This is a genomic window from Bradyrhizobium sp. AZCC 1719 (assembly GCF_036924525.1).
GTDB lineage: Bacteria > Pseudomonadota > Alphaproteobacteria > Rhizobiales > Xanthobacteraceae > Bradyrhizobium.
Genome location: NZ_JAZHRU010000001.1, coordinates 2,763,690 through 2,783,679, shown reverse-complemented (window position 1 = coordinate 2,783,679; position 19,990 = coordinate 2,763,690). Strand labels below are relative to the sequence as shown.

Genomic DNA, 19,990 nt, shown 5'->3' with positions numbered 1-19,990 from the left:
GTCAGGGCCCTTTCAGATGGAGATGTGTCAGGCCGCGGATTGCCCGGCGGCGGTTTGCGCGGGCATCGGATAATCGTCCTCGTTCAACACCCAGCCTGGCTTGGCCGAGAAATCCAGGCGCGGCGGGCAGAAGATGTCGACGAGAACGTTGAGCTTGGGATCGACGGCTTGCGATGTGTGAATGGCCGGCGGTGGAATCACGGCAATGGAGGGCGATCCGCAGCGTTCGTGATCGTCGTCGCGCCACTGGGCCATATCGGTCGTCCACGGCCAGCGCAGGTGGTGAACAAAGGTGCCGGCCAGTGCCAGCGAGCATTGCTCGAAATCGTCATGGTGATGCGGCGACATCTTGCTCGGATCGCGTGGGCCGTTTCGCGGCTCGAGGAAATTCACCATGAAGGTCGAGCAGCGGAAGATGCGCCCGAACCGGCCCGGCGTCACCGCAACGTCGAGACTGTAGGTGTGGATCTTCGCGCCCGCAGCCGCCACCGGCCACGGCTCGAACGGCGGTAGATTGGGATGCGGCGTCGCGTAGGACGCGGCGTTCGAGCAGAGTTTTGCGAGGTCTTCCGATCGCGTCGTCACCATGCGTACCACCGTGGCGCCACCCAGCAACGTGACGGAGCTTGCACCCGCCGGCACGAAACTGATGGAGTGACCGTTGACGACCTTGCGCTCGTTGCCCCAGACGATCTCGGCCCCGGCGCCAGGATCTGGAAGCAGCACGACATATTCGTCGGGCTGGTTGGTCCGGCTCAGCACCGCGCCCTTGTCGGCCTCGCTATAGGCGATGATGAAGTTCTGGCCGCGCGCGTACCAGGTCCGCGCGCCGTTCTGATCTTCGGCCGGCGGCGTTTCGTAGAATTTGGCGTACTCGGCGCCTGCAAAGTGGGTAGCTGCCGGCTTTGTGCCGGCGGGCGTGGCGGCGAGCGCAGCGCGCGGATCAGTGCTGTGATACATGTGAGCCATCCGTGGTTCGAACGAGCGTTTTGAAATCGGTGAGCGTTTGCGCCGCGGCCCGGCGCATCAGCCCCTGGTCCGACGAGATGATGAAGGCGCTGGCCCCGAGCTCGGCGAAATCCTTTGCTTCCGCGGAAGTCGCGACCATCACGCAAACCGGCTTGGCGACTTTCTTCGCCGCTGCAATGATCCTGATCACCGCATCCTTGACAGAGGCGTCGGCCGACGATTTGGCGCCAAGGGCGACAGTGAGGTCGCCGCGACCGATGAAGAAGCCGTGGATTCCATCGACAGCAGCGATGGCGTCGATGTAATCCAGCGCTTCCGGGTCCTCGATCATCGCAATTGCGCAAACCGATTCATCCTGTTCATCGACGAGAGACCACATCGGCGTGCCGCCATAGGCACCGGCGCGGGACGAGCCGGAATAGCCGCGCCGTCCGCCGCGGTATCGCGCGGCAGCCGCAATTGCGCGTGCCTTCTCGACCGTCGCGACATGCGGCACCAGCACACCGGCTGCGCCGCAATCCAGGCAGGACAGGATCTTGGCCGGATCATCCGATGACACCCGCACGATTCCGGCGAGGTTGCTGGCGCGCGCGGCTAGCAACATGACATCGGTCATCGCGCGATCGATCGGCGCGTGCTCCTCGTCGATCACGACGAAATCGTAGCCGAGCGCGCCGAATATCTCGGTCGCGTGCGTGGTCGGCGTCTTGATGAACGAGCCGACGACCACCTGTCGCGCTACGAGCCGGCGGCGGAATGACGAGAAATGTGGCCTGACGACGTCTCCCGACACGGTTGCTCCTCCCCGGCCATCTGCACAGGCTGCCTTGAGAGGCAGGTCCGGCGTGGCGCTTGGCGAAAACCATTGCAGGGACGACGCCGGTCGGCCATAGCTATTCCGCCGCGTTCCACCAGGTGGAATTTCAGGATGCCGCTCAAATCCGACACCGTCGAAGCCGCCTCGCGCACACTCCTGCTGCTGGAGGAGCTCAACCGCCACCGCGTCACCTCGATCGATCGCCTGCACAAGGCGACGGGCCTGCCGAAATCGACTGTGGTGCGGTTGATGAAGTCGCTATGCGCGCTGGGCTATGCCGCCAACGACCGGCGGCAGGGCGGCTACGCGGTCGCCTCGCGGGTCAAATCGCTGAGCAACGGCTTTCACGGCGATCCGCTGGTGGTGGAGGCTGCGCGCCCGTGGGCGCTCGCCTTCACGCGGCAATATCACTGGCCCATCGCCATCGCCGTCCTCGACCGGAGTTCAGTCGTGGTCCGCTTCAGCACCATTCCCGACAGCCCGGTCTCGCCCTTTCACGGTACCCTCAACATGCAACTCAGCCTGCTCGGACGAGCGCTGGGGCGCGCCTATCTGGCGTTCTGTCCGGTGAGCGAGCGATCGATGCTGCTCGACATGCTGGCCCGATCGCAGGAGGCCGAAGACAAACTCGCCACCGAACGAAAGCGGGCATTGGCTTTGCTGGCCACGATCCGCAAGCAAGGTTTTGCCGAACGCGACCCGATGGTCGAACCGCGGTCCTCGAACACGATCGCGCTCCCCGTCGTCGTCAATCAGCGCGTACTCGCCACCGTCGGCATGACCTATTTCACCTCGGCGCTCGACCGCGCCGACGTCGTCGGACGCTACGTGCCGCTCGTGAAAGCCATGGCGGACAATATTGCCGCAAGTGTCTCGTCGTTGCAGGAGTAGAGCCTAGGGAGATTGGCCGTCAGAGTGCTGCAGCGAGCACAATGATGGGCATCCTGTGTACTCGCGATGAAGGAGTGACATTCCTAACGCTTGACAGGGGAAACGCTACCTATTTAGTAGCGAGAATGCCTATGAGCCAAACACCAAAACCTGGGAGACCTGTCCGAGGCTCGCGGACAGGCGTCCCTGTCATGGCGCTCCTGGACCTGTTGGGGCGACGCTGGACATTGGGCGTTCTGTGGAATCTCAGCAATGGCGGACCCTGCACATTCCGCGAACTGCAAGAACGCTGCGAATCGATCTCGCCTACGGTTCTCAATTCGCGCCTGAAAGAACTGCGTGAAGCAGGCTTGATCGAGCATTCGCACGAGGGTTATCGCGCTACACCGACCGGACATGAACTTTATGCCCTTCTTGTTCCTCTCGGTGTTTGGGCGAAGAAGTGGGCAGCGAAGTTACCGGCGTAAGTCATTCCCGGGATAGTGACAACGGAGCGCACCAAGCACGCGGCCCCGTCGGATCAAGCGGTCCGGTACTGCTCGATCGGGCTCAGATCCGGCTCGATTCCCGATCCCGGCTCTTCGCCCAGGGTCACAGTTCCGTTCGTCACGTTGATGAGCGGTCCGCAAAGTCGGTCGCGCAGCACATTGTCGTTTGAATCGACTTCCAGCAGACCGTCGCCACCGATCCCGGCAAGCAGATGCGCCGATGCGAGCAGGCCAATTCCGCCGCCGAGATAGTGCGGGCAGAAGGTCTTGCCTGACGCCAGGATGTCGCGCGCGATACCTGCGCACATGGTCAGGCCACCCCATTTGGCGATGTCGGGCTGCACGACGCGCAACACGTTGTCACCGAGCGCTTGCTCAAACCCCGCGCGGCTCGCGATGTTCTCTCCGGCCGCCAGCGGGATGCCGACGTTTTCACGCAACTCTTGCCATTCCCGCCACGGCCGATCGGCACGGATCGGCTCTTCCAGCCAAGCAAGATCGAACTCGCGCAGATGCGGCGCAATCTCCAGCGCACGGGCCAACGACCAGCCCTGATTGGCATCCGCTGCCAGCACGCCGTCGCCCACCAGATCGCGTAGCGACGCCAGATTGGCGCGATCTGTCGCCAGTTCGAAGCCGATCTTCAGTTTCAGTGCGCGATGCCCACGCTTAATGGCCGATTCCGCCATTTGCCGCGAGCCGGTCGGATTAATTCCGCTGGCGTAGACCCTTATCGTCTTGCCGTTGCCACCAAGCAACCGCCACAGTGGCTGCTTCCGCCGCCGCGCGAACAGATCCCAGATTGCAAGATCAATTCCGGCTATCGCCTGCGCGAACGGACCGGGCTCCCCGGATTGCAGCGCCAGCACGGCGGTGCCCTGTGTCAGGGCCTCGAAGATTTCCTGGGGAGCGCTGACTGTGCGCCCGCATGTCGCGGGCGCCAGGACCTCGTTGACGAGTCGCGTTCGATGTTCGGCTCCGACCGATGGAAAATTTGACCAGATCTCGCCCCAGCCGGCATTGCCGTCAGTGTCTTCCACACGAACGAATACTGCCGGCCTGTCAAGCATCTTGCCGAAGGAGGTAACAACCGGCGTCGACAATGGGTAACGATAGCAGAAGGCCTGCACGCTACGGACGGTGAATGGTTGCGACGTCATGTCAGGAATCCAAAGTCAATACGATCGCGCGAAATCACCTTCCTGCCTGATTTCGCTGAAGCCGGGAAAGCGCGCTGTCCAAGCCTTTGCTTTGGCCTTGGTCAGCGTGTTGAGCCGTTCGAGCACGCCGACACCATCCTTGCGAAGGCTGGCGGCGACGGCGGCGCGATCGGGGAAATGGCTGCGCACGGCATCCAGCCAAATCGTGCGGCCGGCCAGAAAGCCGCCGGCGCCGGCGGCGTAGGCGAAGTCCAGCACGCGCTCGAATTTTTCCGGTGCCGCACCGCCTGACAGCAGCACCCAGGGGATGTTGCCTTGGCGACAGATGTCGCCGATTGCCTCGAAATCCTTCTGTGCAGCTTTGGACGCAGCGCTTCCATCGCGCGGCGGCAGGCTGTTGGCCGCAAGCGGACTTTCGAGCTTCAAGAGATCGACGCCATATTCGGGCTTGGCAAACTCCTGCACGCTGTCGATGACGAGCTTCGGCAGCTTGCCCGGCGATTCCACATAGTCGGCGGTGTGGTTGGCGCTCCCGAGGAAGGGGTATACCAGCAGCTCGAGCACATAAGGGATGTCGTGATGGGCGCAGTCCTCGCCGACCGACCGCACGAAGCGCTTCTGATGTTCGTTGACGGCAGGATCGGCATCTGGCCGGTACCAGGCGAGCACCTTCACCGCATCGCCGCCGATCGCGCGGATCTTCTCCACGCTCCAATCGGTGATGGCCCGCGACTTGCGGCCACCCGGAGTTTCCTCGACGCGATGCTCCTCGAGCGTCATGATGAGGCCGCAGCGGGCCGGCAATAGGTCGATGGCTGCAGGTACCGCAAAATTCGGATCAAACAGCATCGAGCTGCAGTGAGGCGCCAGCGCCTCCACCAGAAGCCGCTTGGCCGCAGTTACATCGGCATACTCGACCTGGTCCCTGGTGATGCCTTTCGCCTGGGCTATGGCATCAAACAGCGGCGGCCGCTGGTCGAGCGCGACCATGCGAAAGTGCCCTTCCGCATCGGCCAGACGCGCAAGCCCGCGGTTCTTTCCAATTGCTCTCATCGGTTCGTCCTCATGAATTCAAGGCAATTTTCGATCGAGGGAATTCCGGCGCGTCCGCCCGAATGCTCACATTTCAACGCCGCCGCGGCAGCAGCGAACTGCATCGCATCGCGCACGGCGAGACCCATACCGACCGCAAAGGCATAGGCGCCGTGAAAGACGTCGCCCGCACCCGTCGTGTCCACGACGCTAACCCGGAAGGCGGCCTGCTTTTGCAAGACCCCATTTTCGTACCAACTCACCCCTTCATGTCCGCGAGTGACCGCGACGATGCGGCAATTGAAGCGCGCAAGATCGGCCAACGACGCGTCGTCGGCCGATCCCATGAAGGCTGCCAGTGCGGGTTCGGAGAATATGGCGTGATCGGTGAGCGAAAGCAGGCGCTCGAATATGGCGGCTTCGGCGACATCGCCGTCGAGGATAGTCGGAATGCCCAGTGCACGCGCCTTGCCGAACAGCGCAACAGCTCCATCCGGCCAACGCGGATCGGCAAGCACGGCTGAAGCGCCTGCAACGGCATCGAGCGGTAGCCAATCAGCTCGCTCGGGATACGACCCTCGAAAATTCACGATCTGCCGTTCACCGGACTTGTCGACGATCACGCCAGAGACCGACGAGCGGCCTTCGGGAAACAGTTTGAAATTCGCAACATCAATGCCTTCGGCTGATAGCGCTGACCGCATCTCATGCCCGGCGGCATCATCGCCGCCACGGCCCCAGAAAGCAGCGGACCCGCCGAGGCGTGCGATGGCGACCGCAGCGTTTGCGGCCATGCCACCGCCCAGTGTGGAATAGTCGAGACTCCTGATCTTTTCGCTTTCGCCTGAAAACCTGTGGTCGACGCGCCAGATCTGATCAAGCGCCGAGAGGCCAAGGCAGATCACATGCGCGCGCTTTGCTTTGGAGGCCATGTCTTTGTAGGCCATGTCGGCCAACCTCGTCCGCGTCGCGGGATTGGCGTGCTCGTTCACCGCAGCACCTGGCCATTGGTGCCGTCGAACAGATGCGCCCTGCCGGGCTGCGGACGCAGGTTAAGACGATCGCCGACCTTCGGCCGCAGCGAGGGATCGACCCGCGCGATCGCCGATGCGCCGGCCAGATCGAAATGAATCAGCGTGTCCGAGCCAAGCGGCTCGACCAGCCTCACCGTCACCGCCACGGCTCCGGCAGCATCTGCCGTCACCGAAAAATGCTCGGGACGGATTCCGAATACGCCATGGCCGGTCTTGCGCAACAGATCGCGGCTCTTCGCGTCGAGCGGCGCGTCAGTGCCATCCTGCGAAAAGACGATCTGCTCTCCGCGCTGTTCGACTGGAAAGAAATTCATGGCCGGCGAACCAATGAAGCCGGCGACGAACTGGTTGGACGGTCGCTCATAGACCGTTTCCGGCGTGTCATATTGCTGAACGGTGCCGCTCTGCATCACCACGATGCGGTCAGCCATCGTCATGGCTTCGATCTGGTCGTGCGTGACGAAGACCATCGTGGTCTTAAGCTGTTGCGACAGCGCCTTGATTTCGGCGCGCACCTGCCCGCGCAATTTGGCGTCGAGATTGGATAGTGGCTCGTCGAACAGAAAGGCCTTTGGATTGCGCACGATCGCGCGCCCCATCGCCACACGTTGCCGCTGGCCGCCAGACAATTCCTTCGGCTTGCGGTCGAGATAGGGCTCGATGTGCAGCAAGGCCGCAGCGCGCTTGACCCGCGCATCGATCTCGGCCTTCGGCGTACCGCGCAGCTCGAGCGCAAAGGACATGTTCTCGTAGACCCGCATGTGCGGATAGAGCGCGTAATCCTGGAACACCATGGCGATATCGCGCTGAGCGGCGGGAACGCCGTTGACGCGATTGTCGCCGATATAAAGCTCGCCCGAGCTGATCGGTTCAAGACCGGCGATGATCCGCAGCAAGGTCGACTTGCCGCATCCGGAAGGGCCGACGAAAACCACAAACTCGTGGTCCGCAATCTCGAGATTGAGATCGGGAATGACGGTAAAGCTGCCGTAACGCTTGACGAGATTGCGGATCGAGATCGAGGCCATGACCGCTAGCCCAGCGCCAGTACGGGCTTGATCAATTCGCCCTGGGCGAATCGCGCAAAATTCTCCGGCAGTGCCGAGAGCCCGAATTCGCCGTCGACCAGGACGCGATATTCCTCCTTGTATTGGCGCAGCAAGGCCACGTTAGGCTCGAAATCACTGATCGGGAAGTAGAACGTGCGGACCATGTAGAAATCTTTGCGCCGGAACACCTTGCCTTCCTCGATCGTCCAGGGCGCGGCGTTCTCACCGACCAGCACCAGTGCTCCGCGCGGCAAGACGAGCTCGATGCCGAGGTTACGGGCCGCGTGCGCGCCCGAACATTCCATGATCAGCGCGAAGCGCCTCGACGTATCACCGACCGGGTGCGCCTTTGCGCCGAAGGACTGCGCGATCTTGAGGCGCGCCGAATTGGGATCGGCGACATGAATGTCGCGATAGCCGAGACTGCGGAGCGCCAGCACCACGCCGAGCCCAACGGGCCCGGCGCCCATCACCAGAACCGGCCCCGCCTCGTGCGGCGGCACAATACGGCTGACGAAACGCACGGCATGACCTGACGTGCCGATCACGTCGAGCAGAAGCGGCGCCAGGCTGTCTTCGATGTCGTCAGGTACCGGCAGCAGGCAATTTTCCGGGACCGGCACGTATTCGGCATAACCGCCCGGCCTGTTCCAGCCGATCAGGCTCGATATCTCCAGGCACATCTGCGTATCGCCGCGTTGGCAGGCCGCACAGCGGTCGCAATGCAGCGGGATGTAGACGGCGCAACGTTTGCCGTGCATGGGATGGCCGGGCTGCTCGACCACACCGAAGATCTCATGGCCCGCGGTAAACTCGGCGCCCTTGTGCCAGAGCTTGAAATCGGAGCCGCACAGCGCGGTTCGCGAGACTCGCACCAGCACCTCGCCGATCGCCACCTCCGGCATTGCGATGCGCTCGATGGTGATGCGGTCGCCGCCGTGGAACACGGCAGCCTGCATGATCGAATTCGGTTGCGGAACGACGTTCATCCAATCCCTAGCCTTTCACTGCGCCAAGCGTCAGTCCGGATACCAGCCAGCGCTGAACCAGCGCGGCCAGAATCAGCGGCGGTAGCGCGATCAGCGTCGCGGCGGCCATCAACGCGCCCCATTGCGTCGATCCCTCGCCGATGAAATTGAATGCAGCTGCAATCAGCGTCTTGCTGTCGCCGTTCGAGAGCACCAGCGCAAACAGGAAGTAGTTCCAGGAAAACACGAAGGCCAGGATGGATGCCACCGCGACGCCGGAGGCGACCAGCGGCAGCGCGATCCGCCAAAGGATGCGCGTGACGCTGCAACCATCGACCTGTGCTGCCTCAAAGACGCTGCGCGGGATGCCGTCGAACGACGGTAGCAGCACCCATATGACGATCGGAAGCGTGATGACGGCATGGCTCAGGATAAGCGCGGTGTAGGAGCCGATCATGCCGACGTGGCGGAACATCATGTACCACTGCAGCAGGAACAGCGTTCCGGGCGCCATACGTGCCGCCAGCGTCAGTATCGCCGGCCATGAAATGCGCGTCCACGATACAGCAAACGCCGCGGGAATTCCGAACAACAGGCCAAGGGCGGTTGAGCCGATGGTGACGATCAGGCTGTTGATCGCATAGCTCAGGAAGGGCGTCGTTTTCGTAAGCTGCGCATAGTTCTCGAGCGTCGGCGCGAATATCAGGGTCGGCGGATAGGCGGTCACCTCGAATGACGGCTTCAGGGAGGACAGCACCATCCAGAGCGTCGGCGTCAGCACGATGATGCCAGCGAACACGAGCTGAAGCAGGTTGAGGCGGCGGATCCAGGCATCGGTGATCGGTGCGTCGGTCATGGCTTCACTTCACCAGGCCACTGCGCCACGCAGGCGGTTGAATGCCAGCACCGCGCCGAACACGATCGCGGTCAATGTCAGCATCAGCGCGCTCGCATAGCCAATGTTGAAGAACTCGAAGCCGACCCGGAAGCCGTAGATGTTGAGCGTGTTCGACGCGTTGCCGGGGCCCCCTTGGGTCGTGATGTAGATGATGTCGAAGAAGCGCAGCAGATCGACGCTGCGCAGGATCGTTGCTGTGACGATCGTCGGCAGCAGCAGCGGCAACGTGATGCGCTGGAACGTCTTGAACGCCGAGGCGCCATCGATTTGCGCCGCCTCGTAAACGCTCGGCGGCAGCGACTGCAGACCGCCGAGCACGATCAGCGCGACATAGGGCGTCCATTGCCAAGTGTCGATCAGCGCAACCGTCGGGATCACCCAGACCGGCGATGCCAGCCACTCCGACGGCGGCAACCCTAAGGATTGCAGGATGTAGTTGGCGGCGCCGAGCGACGGATCGAGGATGACCAGCCACATCATGCCGGCGACCACCGGCGGCATCATGAATGGCGAGATGAAGAGCGAGCGTACGATGCCCGGAAGGCGTTTGGCGTGAAAAAGAACCAGCGCCAGCCACACACCGAACACGAGTTGCAGCACCAGCGAGAGGACATAGAGCGCAATCGTCACCCATAGTCCGTGCCAGAATTCGGTATCGGCGAGCAGCCTTGAATAGTTCGCTAGCCCAACAAACGACTGCTTGCCGGTGGAGGAAAAGCTGTGCAGCCCGAGCCAGACCGTATAGACGACCGGGAACGCAATCATCGCGACGGTGAAGATCACCGCCGGCGCCGAAAGTGCGGCCAGCTCTAACCTCTGCCGATCTTCAGTCAATGTGGCAGCAGCCTCGGACATGTCAGCGTTTTTCCGGATTCGATCTGGAACGACGAGGCGCCGACCGCGGCAAATGCCGTCGACGCCCCACGTGCTACTTCTGTGCGATCAGCGCATCGAGCGCCTTGTCGGCGTCGGCGCAGGCCTGATCGACGGTCTTTTGCTTGAGGATCAGATCCTGCACGGCCTGACCAATGAATTCGCGCGACTCCGGATTGGCGACAATGGGATAGCCGACCTCGGACGAGCCTTTCGCAGCCAGGACATCGAGCGCGGCCTGCCACTGCTTGCGCACCGGCTCTTCCTCAATCCACTTGCGATACGCGGGATCGTTGGCAACTGCAGAGCGCGGCGGCGCAATCCCCTGCAGCGCCATGCGCTTTTGAATCTCCGGGCTCGTTGCCCATTGCACGAAATACCAGGCAGCCTCGGGCTGCTTGCTGTGGGCGGAGACGGCCATGCCCCAGCCGATCGCTGTCGGGACCTGGCCCGCATCGCCGGCCGGGAACGGAACGAGCGCAGTGTCCTTCAGCCGCCCGCCGCCATCCATCACGGTGCGCAGCTCGTTCGAGGATTCGAATGACATCGCCGCGCGGCCGCTGCGATAGAGCGCCGAGATCTGCTGGAAGCTGTAATTGACGACGCCGGGCGGTCCGTAATCCCTGAGCAGGCCGCTATAGGTCTCGAGGGCTTCCTTGCCCTTGGCCGAGCAGAGGTTGGATTTGCCGTTGGCGATGTAGTTGCCGCCGATGTTGTGCAGCATGTTGCTGAAGGTATAGGCGATCGCAGGCTTCAGGCCGCGCGAGACGAATGGCGTGATATTGGCGTCGCACGCCTTCAGCTTCTTCGCCGCCGGCTCGATGTCCTTGATGGTTGCGGGCGGTTCGACGCCGCATTTCTTCAGAATGTCAGTCCGATAATAGAGGATCGGCCCTTCGATATTCATCGGCATACTGGTGAGCTTGCCGTCGAAGGTCCCCGCCTTCAATAGAGCCTGGCTGAGGCCTGCATAGTCGTAGTCGCCGGCAACCGCGCCTTTAGTCATGGGCGTCAGATCGGCGTACCAGCCGGCAGCAGCGAATTGTGGGCCTTCGCGCGACGGCAAGGACATGAACACGTCGACCTCGTCGCTGCGCGCGTTCATCACGGTCACCAGGCGCTGGCGCATCTGCTGCTCCTGGTAGGCGTCGACCTTCAGCGTGATGCCAGTGAGCTTCTCGAAGTCGGCCTTGTGCGCCAGCAGCGCCTGCGCCACCGGATTGTTGTTGGCGAGGAAGGTAACGGTCTTGCCCTGGAATTTCTTCCAGTCGAAATCAGCGGCGCAGGCCACCGAGGCAGCATTACCGGCCACAACAAGAGCAAGCGCAAGGCGCGCCGCAAAGGCTTTGGCTTTCATCGATCTCCTCCCTGATGGGGCTGACGCCCTCGTTTCCGGCTCAACCGGATTTCTTGAAAACGGTTATATACTAGGCCGATGAAGTTGGCTGTCAAGTTTGCGCAAAATACGACTTATAAGGCAAATATCGATAGACTTCCCACCCGCCATCCGCCATCCTTGCATTGTAACGTTACATTCGACCGACCGATGTGGTGATGGAAAGATCCGCAAAGCAGGGAATTCGCGCGGTGGCGGCCGAGGCCGGCGTGTCGACCGCCTCGGTATCGCGCGCCCTCAACAACCCGGACTCGGTAAGCGCGCCGCTGCGGGCGCGGATCGCGCGCGCCGTCGAGACGGTCGGCTATATTCCGCACGCACCGGCACGCGAGTTGTCGTCGCGCCGGTCGCGCACGCTCGGCGCGATCGTCCCGACTATCGACAACACCATGTTCGCGCGCGGCATCGCCTCCCTGCAGAAATATCTCTCTTCCGTCGGCTACATGCTGTTCCTGACTACGAGCGGCTACGACCTCGACGCTGAACTGGAGCAGGCGCGCAACCTCGTCAGCCGCGGCGTCGACGGCCTCGTGCTGCGCGGCGACTGCCATCACGACGGCTTGCGCAAGATGCTTGCCGACTATTCCGTGCCCTTCATCAATGTCGGCATCTATCGCCCCGACCGACCCTATCCCTGTGTCGGCACGGACAATGAAGCTGCCGCACACCGTGCGGCCTTGCATGTGATCGAACTCGGCCATCGGCGAATCGGAATCGTCTCCGCACTGCAGCGCAACAACGATCGGGCGAGCGCCCGCGTCGCCGGCTTTCGCCGCGCGATGGCTGAACACGGCGTCAAGATGCCCCCGCAATGGCATGTCGAGGTGCCCTATACGCTGGACGATGCGCGCGAAGCCGCCCGCTACCTGCTTGGCCTCAAGGACCGGCCGACGGCGGTGGTCTGCGGCAATGACGTTATCGCCTATGGCGTGCTGCTGGAGGCGGAACGCAGCGGATTTTCGGTGCCCGACGATCTGTCGGTGGTCGGCTTCGACGATCTCGACTGGAGCCGGCATTTGCGCCCCAGCCTCACGACCATCCATGTACCGACCGGGGACACCTGGCAGCGCGCCGGCGAGTATCTCGTGCGTCACCTCGCGGGCGAGCAGACCATCATGCATCACGAAGTCGACTATTCGCTGATCGTCCGGGAGTCCACCGCATCGCCGACGCGATCATCCAAATAGCAAGGAACAATCCGATGAACGCACCCTTCGCGCTGGCTCCGGGATTCCACGCCGTGGTGATTGGCGGCGCGGGCGACATCGGCGCTGCCATTGCCAATCTGTTCTGCGATCTCGGCGCGACGGTAACCGCCACCGGCGTCGACGAGGCCGATATCGCGCGCACCGTGCTACGGCCGCGGCCGGGATTGCAGTTGGATCCCCTCGATATCACCAATGATGAAGCAGTCGCATCGTTTGCAGGCCGACAGGCACGCGTCGATGCGCTGGTCAACTGCGCCGGTATACTGGCGCGCGACAAGGAATTTGAGATCGAGACCTTTACAAAGGTGCTCGATGTCAACCTCGTCGGCACGTTCCGCACCTGCATGGCCTTTCGGGCCGCGCTTGCCGGCACCAAAGGCTCGATCGTGAACATCGCATCGATGAACGCAACGCTCGCGCTGCCGCGCATCCCCGCCTACTGCGCCAGCAAGGGCGGCGTCGTCATGCTGACCAAGGCGCTGGCACTGGCCTGGGCGGAAGAAGGCATCCGCGTCAACGCGGTCGCGCCGGGCTACATCGAGACGGCGATCAACGCAGCAGGACGATCCGATCGCGCGCACTACCAGCGCATTGCCGATCGTACGGCGTTCAAAAGGTGGGGACAGCCGGAGGACATCGCCGGCGCGGTTGCATTTCTCTGCATGCCGGCGTCGCAATATGCGACCGGCACGGTTGTCGCCGTTGATGGCGGATTTCTCGCGGGCTGAGGGGCGGTAGAAGAAAACCCTAGCCCGGGGCTGCAGCGGAAAACGAGCTTCCACGCCGCGGCCACAAAAGGCATTCCTCTACCCTTGCTTCCGCGCAGCTATTGGCGACATTAGCCTTAGCCAAACGGAAGCTACCATGAGCCAGCCCGCATTCGATCCCTTTGGGGAGCCGGTCCCGGCGGTCGATCCTTCGACTGCACCGGTCGGCGCGTCCAAATGGCTGAAGTCAGCCGGCATCGGCCTGTTCTGGGGGCTTGTCGGCGTCATCGTGCTGGCGCGCGCGGTCTATTTCGAACCGGGCGATCTCAGCTTCGAGCGGGCCGTCGCGTGGGCGCAGGGCTTGCTCGCCTCGCTTTAATATCTTGCCGGCATGCGCAGTACGGGTTGGGCTGCCCCGACGTCCCGATCCAATGATCCGTTCGAACGCGACCGCCGCAGGACTACCTTGAACCGCCCAAGTTGATCTGAGCCTCGTTGGTCGCCACCGGGACGATGGCCACGCCGACGCCTGCAAATGCAGGTTGAGGGATATAACCTCTCTGTATGGGCACAATCCGAAAATGTACTAGCGAGCCCGCGCGGTCCGGCGCATAAATTATTCTCCAAGGAGGATAAGTGCCGCCCCCCCAAAGCAGTTCTGACGACGCAAAGCCACGACCCGGCATGCTCGGTCGCGGCATGGCCCTCGTTCCAGGGATCACGCTCTGCGGCATCATCACCGCCGTTTCGCTGGGCGCGCAACGCCTCGAAGAGCACGTCTTCATCCATCCTTACGTCGAGGCACTGGTCATCGCGATCCTGCTCGGAATGGCGATTCGCTCCGTCTGGCAACCATCCCAACGCTGGCGTTCCGGCATAGCCTTCAGCGCCAAGCAACTGCTCGAGGTTGCCGTCATGCTGCTCGGCGCCTCCGTCAGCTTTGGCGCGATCGCGGCCTCCGGCTATCTCCTGATCGGCGCAATCGTCGCCACCGTCGCGGTGATGCTCGCGGTAAGCTTCGGCCTCAGTCGCATGCTCGGACTTCCTACGAAAATGTCGATCCTGATCGCCTGCGGCAATTCGATATGCGGCAACTCGGCAATCGCTGCCGTCGCGCCGGTGATCGGGGCCAATAGCGACGATGTCGCCTCGTCGATCTCCTTCACCGCCATCCTCGGCGTGTTGATGGTGCTGGGCCTGCCGCTCCTGATCCCCATGCTGGGCCTGTCGGCGACACAATACGGCATTCTGGCGGGCCTCACCGTCTATGCCGTTCCGCAGGTATTGGCGGCGACCGTGCCCGCGGGCATCGTCAGCACGCAAATTGGCACGCTGGTCAAGCTTGTGCGCGTGCTGATGCTGGGGCCGATCGTGGTCGCCCTCTCGCTGGTCGCGGCGCGCCGCCGCAAGCTCCACGCCGATCAAACGAAGGTCGCCGCCATCAGCCCATTCAAGCTGGTGCCCTGGTTTATCATCGGCTTTCTGGTGCTCGCGGCGCTGCGCTCGCTCCAGCTCGTGCCGGATCTTGTGGTCGCACCGGTGACGAAGACAGCGGCTATCCTGACCGTCCTCTCTATGGCTGCGCTTGGCCTTGGCGTCGACGTGCGCGTGCTCTCGACCGTGGGCGGAAGGGTCACCGCCGCCGTCACGCTGTCGCTGCTCCTCTTGCTGGGCCTTAGCATCGGGCTCGTCCACCTATTCCCGTGACCATGTGGCGCGCAGCTCCGTCGAAGCCTCAATTGCAGGATTGCCATTTCGGATTGAAGACGGCGTGCGGCACCGCATCCGCCAGGACCTGCGGCTCGACCAGCAATCCCCATCGTTCGTGATGGCGCCGGGTTTTGCTTGAAGCGCACGACGACGGTCGATCCGGCGCAAGCGCTGCGTTTCGCCGTTAGTATCTTGTCGAGATACGAAAGCCTTGCAATACGTATCTCGATAAGATACGTATTGCCGGTGATCAGGAGCTTCAAGGGGAAATTTGCCGAGTCGATCCTTCAGGGCCGCATGGTCCCGAAGGGTTTCCCGGCAAATCTCGCCAAGATAGCTCGCCGAAAACTGATTATGGTCGACTCCGCTGACTTTCTTGAGGCCCTGAACTCGCCTCCCGGCAACCGCCTTGAAGCTCTTAAGGGCGATTTGGCGGGTAAGCACTCGATCCGCATCAATGATCAATGGCGGGTCGTGTTCCGGTGGACCGATGCGGGACCAGAAGACGTGGAGATAGTCGACTATCACTAACGCGTTTTCAAGCGAAGTGGACACCGGCTCGCGTCAAGTAAACGCGAAAACAAGAATCTAGAGCCGGGTTCTGATTTAATCAGAACCGAAAAGGCCCTAGCCCAGCCCGGCCGAATGCGGCCACCGAGTAGGAGATCGCAAATGGCAAAGAAACTTCCGCCGGTTCATCCCGGCGAAATCCTGCGGGAGGAATTTCTCGTTCCGCTTAAACTGACTCCTTATGCGGTCGCGGCCGCTCTGAACGTGCCGCGCACCCGGATCGAACGCATCGCGCGCGAAGAAAAGCCCGTTACGGCCGACACCGCGCTACGGCTTGGCAAGTTCTTCAAGACCGGCGCTGCGTTCTGGATGAACATGCAGGCACGCTTCGATCTCGAAACGGCCGAAGACGTGCTCGCGCCGCAGATCAAGAAGATTGCGTCTTACGAGGCGGTATGAGAGCTACGCAAATCGCCCGCACCGGATAACCTAAGGTCCGCCCAGTGTTCGCAGTTTTGTTCTGACCGGTGGCAAGGCTACGGAGCAACGATGAGGCAGACGATACGGTTCTGCACGTCCCGCGACGGAGTGCGCATCGCCTTTGCCACAGCCGGCCATGGACCGCCCATTGTTCGCGTGAATAACTGGTTCACGCATCTCGAGATCGACTGGGAGAGTCCGGTCTGGCGGCACTGGCTGGAGGCATTCGTGCAGCAGCGCACGCTTATCCGCCACGATCCCAGAGGCTCGGGCCTTTCCGACAGGAACGTGACGGATTTCTCGCTGGATGCCTGGGTGGCAGACCTCGAAGCGGTGGTCGATGCTGCCGGCCTGCGCCGGTTCCCGCTTTTTGGATTGTGCCAGGGCGGCTCGGTTGCGATTGCCTACGCGGCACGCCACCCGGACCGGGTCAGCAGGCTCGTCCTCTACAGCGCCTATCCGCACGGTGCCTATGTCGACGGTGCAGCCGAGAAAACTGCCAGGCAGGCCCAGACACTCGCGCAGATGATCGAGATCGGTTGGGGCCGGGATGCCGGCGCGTTCCGCGAGGTCTTTGCCAATCTCCTGATGCCGGACGGCGGCAAGGAGCAGCTCAAATGGATCGGCGAGTTGCAGCGGCGCAGTGCGTCGCCTGAAACCGCTTGCCGGCTCTGGAGTGCCTTCCACGCCTTCGACATACGTACTGAGGCGGGCAAAGTGCGCGTGCCGACACTCGTCTTTCACGTTCGCGGCGATGCGATGGTGCCGTTCGAGGCGGGTCGACAGGTGGCGGCGATGATCCCGAATGCCCGGTTCGTACCGCTTGAGAGCAAGAACCACATTCTGCTTCCGCATGAGAAAGCCTGGTCTGTGTTCCGCAAAGAGTTCGACGACTTCCTCAAGGCTGACGAGTCTGTCCGGGCAGTGTCGACCAGCGAGTTGCCCGGTCTCACGGCGCGTGAAAGGGAGATACTGGACAGAGTCGCCCGCGGGCTTAGCAACGGAGAGATTGCGACGCTGCTGCGCATTTCCGAAAAGACCGTGCGAAATCACTTGACGACGATTTTTGCCAAGCTCGGCCTTGTCAGCCGCGCGCAGGCGATCGTCACGGCGCGCGAGGCCGGCCTCGGCCGCAACTGACCGGGACAAACGTCCCGAGTCGGCGCCTTTCACGGAAAAATAATCCGCATCGATGGGACCGGCGCCTCATGCGCCCTCACCTGCCTTGCCGCATGCTTCGCATCATCGCCCAGCATACATGGGAGCGGCCCGATGAGCGCTAGCACGATCGATATGGTAACGCCGCGTCAGGAGCCTCTGCGCAGGCGCTATCGCGAGAGGCCGGAGCAGGCGCAGATCGCAGATCACGCACGGACTGCAAACATAGAGCGGGATCCGTTCCATGGTGCGGTCGTCGCAGGCGATGGTGAGGTCTCGCTGGATTTCGGCATCCACCGAGCCATTGGCGGCGACCATGATCTACTGAATCCGGGCGACATGCTGTGTGCAGCGCTGGCCGCCTGCCTCGACTCGACGCTCCGGATGATCGCGGTGCGCATGGGAATCGCGCTTAAGACGCTAGCGGTCGAGGTGAAGGCCTTCGCCGACGTACGCGGCTGCCTGGTGGTGGACCGTCAGATCCCGGTCGGTTTCCAGCGGATCGATGTCGGTGTGCTCATCGAGGCCGAAGAGCACACCGATCCCGCGCAGATCAGTCAACTTGCATCACTCGCCGAGCGGTGCTGCGTCGTTCTTCAGACGTTGCGTAGCGACATCGCGGTGGACACGAGATTCCGCGGACCGGCAGCCGTTGTATCCGCTGAATGAGCCGCGTCGAGAGATCGCGGCGATCCAAACCTTGAACCCGGAACAGGAGCAACAGACCATGCCACTCGTCGATATTCACGTCATTCGCGACGTTTTCACACCGGCCCAGAAGCAACAGCTAATCGAGAAGGTGACCGAAGCGATGGTCGCCGTGGAGGGCGAGAACATGCGCGGCGTCACCTGGGTGAAGATCAACGAGGTTGCGAGCGGCGACTGGGCGATCGGCGGAGAAAGGCTGACGTCCGAAAAGGTAAAGGCGATCGCTGCCGGACGCGCGGCATAGCCGACGGGCCACAGTGCCCTTACAGGGAACGCCGGTGATCCGGGAGCGGAACCCTCCGGGGCTCGATCACGCCATCGTGCTTGCCGATCCACTCGACTTCCGCGAGGATGTCGAAGCTTGGTCGGCAAGCGAACCCGATACCGGCTTGTGAAAGGCCTCCCGGATCAAGGCATCAGCTTCCCCGACCATAGTTTGCTTTGCGCGAGGTGACACGATGACCTCACCTGTTTCGCAAACCTTGGTCGACGCTGCGAGGGCCTACGAGGCACTGTTCGTTCCGGCACTCTTTCAGCAATGGGCGCCGATGGTGGCAGATGCCGCCAGGATTGAGCGCGGCGATCGCGTTCTGGACATTGCCTGCGGCACCGGGGTTCTGGCGCGCGAGGCGGCAAGGCGGACCGAAAGCTCAAATCGTGTCGTCGGACTCGATCCAAACGCAGGAATGCTGGCCGTGGCGCGAGAGCTCGCGCCCGGCATCGACTGGCGCGATGGAGCGGCCGAGGCACTGCCGTTTCCGGATCGCTCTTTCGATGTCGTTGTGTGTCAATTCGGGCTGATGTTCTTTTCGGATCGCGATAAAGCAGTCCGGGAGATGCTGCGCGTGATGGTGCCTGGCGGCAGGTGCGCGGTCGCAGTTTGGGATATCATCGAGCACGCCCCCGCCTTCGCTGCCCTCGTGGACTTGCTGGATCGCGTTGCCGGAAAACCCGCCGGTGACGCGCTTCGCGCACCGTTTGTGCTGGGTGACAGGCAGGGGCTCGCCGTGTTGTTCAAGGGTGCCGGAGCCAGCTTTGTAGATCTTACGACCTGTAGCGGCACAGCACGGTTCCCCAACATACGCGAATTCGTCGAGTCCGAACTCAGGGGGTGGCTGCCCGTCATGGGAGTTGTGCTGCCGGAGCCGCAGATCAATCGCATCCTGGCAGAGGCGGAAACAATCTTCGCGCGCTATCTCACGGCCGATGGGCTTGCTTTCGGCATATCGGCGCATCTCGCAACCTGCAGACGACCTTCGGTGGCGTAGGATCACGGCTTGCTTCGATCCCGAAGAAGCAGATCACGTCAGACCAACTCAAGCCGGGTGCAAAACTTCACTCATCCAATTTCTTGCTCACCTCAGGATCGAGCTTGCTCCGATCGATAGACTGATAGAACGTGATGGGTCTGCATTTTCCCTCGAAATCCGCGAGGACAATCGCCGTCCACGGGCTCGTGTTCTCGCCCGAACCGTCGCGGAGGTCCGGCATGACCTTGCGAGCGGCGATCACATACCATGCGCGACCGGCCGCGGCAGCCTTCGCAGCCGCCGCGAACTCATCCAATATTCCGCGCAGATTTTTGCGCATTTCCTCTTCACTGTCCCCGCGCAGGTATTTTCGGGACGACCTGCCCGCCTCTCCGTACTCATGATGAATGTTCAACTGCAGTCGGGCATCATCCACTTCGATCTTGGTGACCCGTATCACGGCTCCGCCTTCGCGAAGATAGTCTCGCACCCGAACGTCGCAGGCCAAAAATCTGTCCGTCGGCGGCTGAGCGACGCTGGCTGCAGGGGGGACGGTGGTCTTCTTTTTTCGAGGAGCAGCATCCGCAGGCATCGTGGCGATGGTGGCGCTGAGGAGCGCCGCGGCAAGCACGGCCGAAAAAAAGGCATTAAAAAAGGCATTCATGAGTACGCTGCCAATGCTGA

At 62.4% G+C, this 19,990-nt stretch carries 23 protein-coding genes; 12 read left to right on the top strand and 11 right to left on the bottom strand.

What is annotated here, in order from left to right:
• Positions 1 to 27 precede the first annotated feature (27 nt).
• Both V1292_RS13240 and V1292_RS13235 read right to left on the bottom strand, forming a co-directional pair.
• Entirely contained in the window at positions 28 to 960 is a 933-nt protein-coding gene (locus V1292_RS13240) for a hypothetical protein (RefSeq protein WP_334373036.1), read from the bottom strand.
• Entirely contained in the window at positions 944 to 1,762 is an 819-nt protein-coding gene (locus tag V1292_RS13235; RefSeq protein ID WP_334373034.1) for an HpcH/HpaI aldolase family protein, read from the bottom strand. Before V1292_RS13235 ends, V1292_RS13240 begins: the two co-directional genes overlap by 17 nt.
• Positions 1,763 to 1,897: 135 nt before the next feature.
• Between V1292_RS13235 and V1292_RS13230 the strand changes: the two genes are divergently transcribed.
• Both V1292_RS13230 and V1292_RS13225 read left to right on the top strand, forming a co-directional pair.
• The gene (locus V1292_RS13230) at positions 1,898 to 2,677 is read left to right on the top strand and encodes a DNA-binding transcriptional regulator (RefSeq protein WP_334373032.1); all 780 of its coding nucleotides are present in this window, start codon (positions 1,898 to 1,900) and stop codon (positions 2,675 to 2,677) included.
• Positions 2,678 to 2,868: 191 nt separating this feature from the next.
• The gene (locus V1292_RS13225) at positions 2,869 to 3,144 is read left to right on the top strand and encodes a winged helix-turn-helix transcriptional regulator (RefSeq protein WP_334373030.1); all 276 of its coding nucleotides are present in this window, start codon (positions 2,869 to 2,871) and stop codon (positions 3,142 to 3,144) included.
• Between the two features lie 53 nt (positions 3,145 to 3,197).
• Here V1292_RS13225 and V1292_RS13220 read toward each other — a convergent pair whose 3' ends face one another.
• The 8 genes from V1292_RS13220 to V1292_RS13185 all read right to left on the bottom strand — a co-directional run bounded on the left by V1292_RS13220 (position 3,198) and on the right by V1292_RS13185 (position 11,536).
• Complete coding sequence (locus tag V1292_RS13220; RefSeq protein WP_334373029.1) at positions 3,198 to 4,325, bottom strand: mandelate racemase/muconate lactonizing enzyme family protein; 1,128 nt, start codon at positions 4,323 to 4,325, stop codon at positions 3,198 to 3,200.
• A gap of 15 nt (positions 4,326 to 4,340) precedes the next feature.
• Positions 4,341 to 5,378: a tagatose 1,6-diphosphate aldolase gene (locus tag V1292_RS13215; protein ID WP_334373028.1), complete on the bottom strand. Its 1,038-nt coding sequence runs from the start codon at positions 5,376 to 5,378 to the stop codon at positions 4,341 to 4,343.
• Positions 5,375 to 6,304 (bottom strand): sugar kinase, encoded by a 930-nt coding sequence (locus V1292_RS13210; protein ID WP_334373027.1) that lies wholly within the window; start codon positions 6,302 to 6,304, stop codon positions 5,375 to 5,377. Before V1292_RS13210 ends, V1292_RS13215 begins: the two co-directional genes overlap by 4 nt.
• A 41-nt stretch (positions 6,305 to 6,345) precedes the next feature.
• The gene (locus tag V1292_RS13205; RefSeq protein WP_334373026.1) at positions 6,346 to 7,419 is read right to left on the bottom strand and encodes an ABC transporter ATP-binding protein; all 1,074 of its coding nucleotides are present in this window, start codon (positions 7,417 to 7,419) and stop codon (positions 6,346 to 6,348) included.
• 5 nt (positions 7,420 to 7,424) lie between these two features.
• The gene (locus V1292_RS13200; RefSeq protein ID WP_334373024.1) at positions 7,425 to 8,429 is read right to left on the bottom strand and encodes an alcohol dehydrogenase catalytic domain-containing protein; all 1,005 of its coding nucleotides are present in this window, start codon (positions 8,427 to 8,429) and stop codon (positions 7,425 to 7,427) included.
• Positions 8,430 to 8,436: 7 nt separating this feature from the next.
• Positions 8,437 to 9,264, bottom strand: a complete 828-nt coding sequence (locus V1292_RS13195; RefSeq protein ID WP_334373022.1) for a carbohydrate ABC transporter permease — start codon at positions 9,262 to 9,264, stop codon at positions 8,437 to 8,439.
• Positions 9,265 to 9,273: 9 nt separating this feature from the next.
• Positions 9,274 to 10,161: a carbohydrate ABC transporter permease gene (locus V1292_RS13190; protein ID WP_334373021.1), complete on the bottom strand. Its 888-nt coding sequence runs from the start codon at positions 10,159 to 10,161 to the stop codon at positions 9,274 to 9,276.
• 73 nt (positions 10,162 to 10,234) lie between these two features.
• Positions 10,235 to 11,536, bottom strand: coding sequence for an ABC transporter substrate-binding protein (locus V1292_RS13185; RefSeq protein ID WP_334373020.1), 1,302 nt, complete (start codon positions 11,534 to 11,536; stop codon positions 10,235 to 10,237).
• A gap of 197 nt (positions 11,537 to 11,733) precedes the next feature.
• On the opposite strand from V1292_RS13185, the gene V1292_RS13180 reads away from it, so the two are divergent.
• The 10 genes from V1292_RS13180 to V1292_RS13135 all read left to right on the top strand — a co-directional run bounded on the left by V1292_RS13180 (position 11,734) and on the right by V1292_RS13135 (position 19,324).
• The gene (locus tag V1292_RS13180; protein ID WP_334373019.1) at positions 11,734 to 12,762 is read left to right on the top strand and encodes a LacI family DNA-binding transcriptional regulator; all 1,029 of its coding nucleotides are present in this window, start codon (positions 11,734 to 11,736) and stop codon (positions 12,760 to 12,762) included.
• Positions 12,763 to 12,776: 14 nt separating this feature from the next.
• Positions 12,777 to 13,511, top strand: a complete 735-nt coding sequence (locus tag V1292_RS13175) for an SDR family NAD(P)-dependent oxidoreductase (protein ID WP_334373017.1) — start codon at positions 12,777 to 12,779, stop codon at positions 13,509 to 13,511.
• Positions 13,512 to 13,647: 136 nt separating this feature from the next.
• Positions 13,648 to 13,869, top strand: coding sequence for a hypothetical protein (locus V1292_RS13170; RefSeq protein ID WP_213251868.1), 222 nt, complete (start codon positions 13,648 to 13,650; stop codon positions 13,867 to 13,869).
• 305 nt (positions 13,870 to 14,174) lie between these two features.
• Positions 14,175 to 15,197 (top strand): YeiH family protein, encoded by a 1,023-nt coding sequence (locus V1292_RS13165; protein WP_442895613.1) that lies wholly within the window; start codon positions 14,175 to 14,177, stop codon positions 15,195 to 15,197.
• Between the two features lie 138 nt (positions 15,198 to 15,335).
• Positions 15,336 to 15,731 (top strand): type II toxin-antitoxin system RelE/ParE family toxin, encoded by a 396-nt coding sequence (locus V1292_RS13160; RefSeq protein ID WP_334373013.1) that lies wholly within the window; start codon positions 15,336 to 15,338, stop codon positions 15,729 to 15,731.
• Between the two features lie 141 nt (positions 15,732 to 15,872).
• Positions 15,873 to 16,169: a HigA family addiction module antitoxin gene (locus V1292_RS13155; RefSeq protein ID WP_225705153.1), complete on the top strand. Its 297-nt coding sequence runs from the start codon at positions 15,873 to 15,875 to the stop codon at positions 16,167 to 16,169.
• Between the two features lie 129 nt (positions 16,170 to 16,298).
• Positions 16,299 to 17,330, top strand: coding sequence for an alpha/beta fold hydrolase (locus V1292_RS13150; protein ID WP_334373012.1), 1,032 nt, complete (start codon positions 16,299 to 16,301; stop codon positions 17,328 to 17,330).
• A gap of 132 nt (positions 17,331 to 17,462) precedes the next feature.
• On the top strand, positions 17,463 to 18,017 hold the full coding sequence (locus V1292_RS13145; RefSeq protein WP_334373010.1) for an OsmC family protein: 555 nt from the start codon (positions 17,463 to 17,465) through the stop codon (positions 18,015 to 18,017).
• Positions 18,018 to 18,075: 58 nt separating this feature from the next.
• Positions 18,076 to 18,300, top strand: coding sequence for a tautomerase family protein (locus V1292_RS13140; RefSeq protein ID WP_065732441.1), 225 nt, complete (start codon positions 18,076 to 18,078; stop codon positions 18,298 to 18,300).
• A 214-nt stretch (positions 18,301 to 18,514) separates the two neighbouring features.
• On the top strand, positions 18,515 to 19,324 hold the full coding sequence (locus V1292_RS13135) for a methyltransferase domain-containing protein (protein WP_334373007.1): 810 nt from the start codon (positions 18,515 to 18,517) through the stop codon (positions 19,322 to 19,324).
• Between the two features lie 67 nt (positions 19,325 to 19,391).
• Here the strand turns inward: V1292_RS13135 and V1292_RS13130 are convergent, their stop codons facing one another.
• Positions 19,392 to 19,970: a hypothetical protein gene (locus tag V1292_RS13130; RefSeq protein WP_334373005.1), complete on the bottom strand. Its 579-nt coding sequence runs from the start codon at positions 19,968 to 19,970 to the stop codon at positions 19,392 to 19,394.
• Positions 19,971 to 19,990 lie beyond the last annotated feature (20 nt).

What these genes read in the sequence shown, in the direction of transcription:
- V1292_RS13240 (WP_334373036.1), bottom strand. Translation starts at nt 960, where the DNA reads ATGTATCACAGCACTGATCCGCGCGCTGCGCTCGCCGCCACGCCCGCC.
- V1292_RS13230 (WP_334373032.1), top strand. Translation starts at nt 1,898, where the DNA reads ATGCCGCTCAAATCCGACACCGTCGAAGCCGCCTCGCGCACACTCCTG.
- V1292_RS13225 (WP_334373030.1), top strand. Translation starts at nt 2,869, where the DNA reads ATGGCGCTCCTGGACCTGTTGGGGCGACGCTGGACATTGGGCGTTCTG.
- V1292_RS13220 (WP_334373029.1), bottom strand. Translation starts at nt 4,325, where the DNA reads ATGACGTCGCAACCATTCACCGTCCGTAGCGTGCAGGCCTTCTGCTAT.
- V1292_RS13215 (WP_334373028.1), bottom strand. Translation starts at nt 5,378, where the DNA reads ATGAGAGCAATTGGAAAGAACCGCGGGCTTGCGCGTCTGGCCGATGCG.
- V1292_RS13210 (WP_334373027.1), bottom strand. Translation starts at nt 6,304, where the DNA reads ATGGCCTACAAAGACATGGCCTCCAAAGCAAAGCGCGCGCATGTGATC.
- V1292_RS13205 (WP_334373026.1), bottom strand. Translation starts at nt 7,419, where the DNA reads ATGGCCTCGATCTCGATCCGCAATCTCGTCAAGCGTTACGGCAGCTTT.
- V1292_RS13200 (WP_334373024.1), bottom strand. Translation starts at nt 8,429, where the DNA reads ATGAACGTCGTTCCGCAACCGAATTCGATCATGCAGGCTGCCGTGTTC.
- V1292_RS13195 (WP_334373022.1), bottom strand. Translation starts at nt 9,264, where the DNA reads ATGACCGACGCACCGATCACCGATGCCTGGATCCGCCGCCTCAACCTG.
- V1292_RS13190 (WP_334373021.1), bottom strand. Translation starts at nt 10,161, where the DNA reads ATGTCCGAGGCTGCTGCCACATTGACTGAAGATCGGCAGAGGTTAGAG.
- V1292_RS13185 (WP_334373020.1), bottom strand. Translation starts at nt 11,536, where the DNA reads ATGAAAGCCAAAGCCTTTGCGGCGCGCCTTGCGCTTGCTCTTGTTGTG.
- V1292_RS13180 (WP_334373019.1), top strand. Translation starts at nt 11,734, where the DNA reads ATGGAAAGATCCGCAAAGCAGGGAATTCGCGCGGTGGCGGCCGAGGCC.
- V1292_RS13175 (WP_334373017.1), top strand. Translation starts at nt 12,777, where the DNA reads ATGAACGCACCCTTCGCGCTGGCTCCGGGATTCCACGCCGTGGTGATT.
- V1292_RS13170 (WP_213251868.1), top strand. Translation starts at nt 13,648, where the DNA reads ATGAGCCAGCCCGCATTCGATCCCTTTGGGGAGCCGGTCCCGGCGGTC.
- V1292_RS13165 (WP_442895613.1), top strand. Translation starts at nt 14,175, where the DNA reads ATGCTCGGTCGCGGCATGGCCCTCGTTCCAGGGATCACGCTCTGCGGC.
- V1292_RS13155 (WP_225705153.1), top strand. Translation starts at nt 15,873, where the DNA reads ATGGCAAAGAAACTTCCGCCGGTTCATCCCGGCGAAATCCTGCGGGAG.
- V1292_RS13145 (WP_334373010.1), top strand. Translation starts at nt 17,463, where the DNA reads ATGAGCGCTAGCACGATCGATATGGTAACGCCGCGTCAGGAGCCTCTG.
- V1292_RS13140 (WP_065732441.1), top strand. Translation starts at nt 18,076, where the DNA reads ATGCCACTCGTCGATATTCACGTCATTCGCGACGTTTTCACACCGGCC.
- V1292_RS13135 (WP_334373007.1), top strand. Translation starts at nt 18,515, where the DNA reads ATGACCTCACCTGTTTCGCAAACCTTGGTCGACGCTGCGAGGGCCTAC.
- V1292_RS13130 (WP_334373005.1), bottom strand. Translation starts at nt 19,970, where the DNA reads ATGAATGCCTTTTTTAATGCCTTTTTTTCGGCCGTGCTTGCCGCGGCG.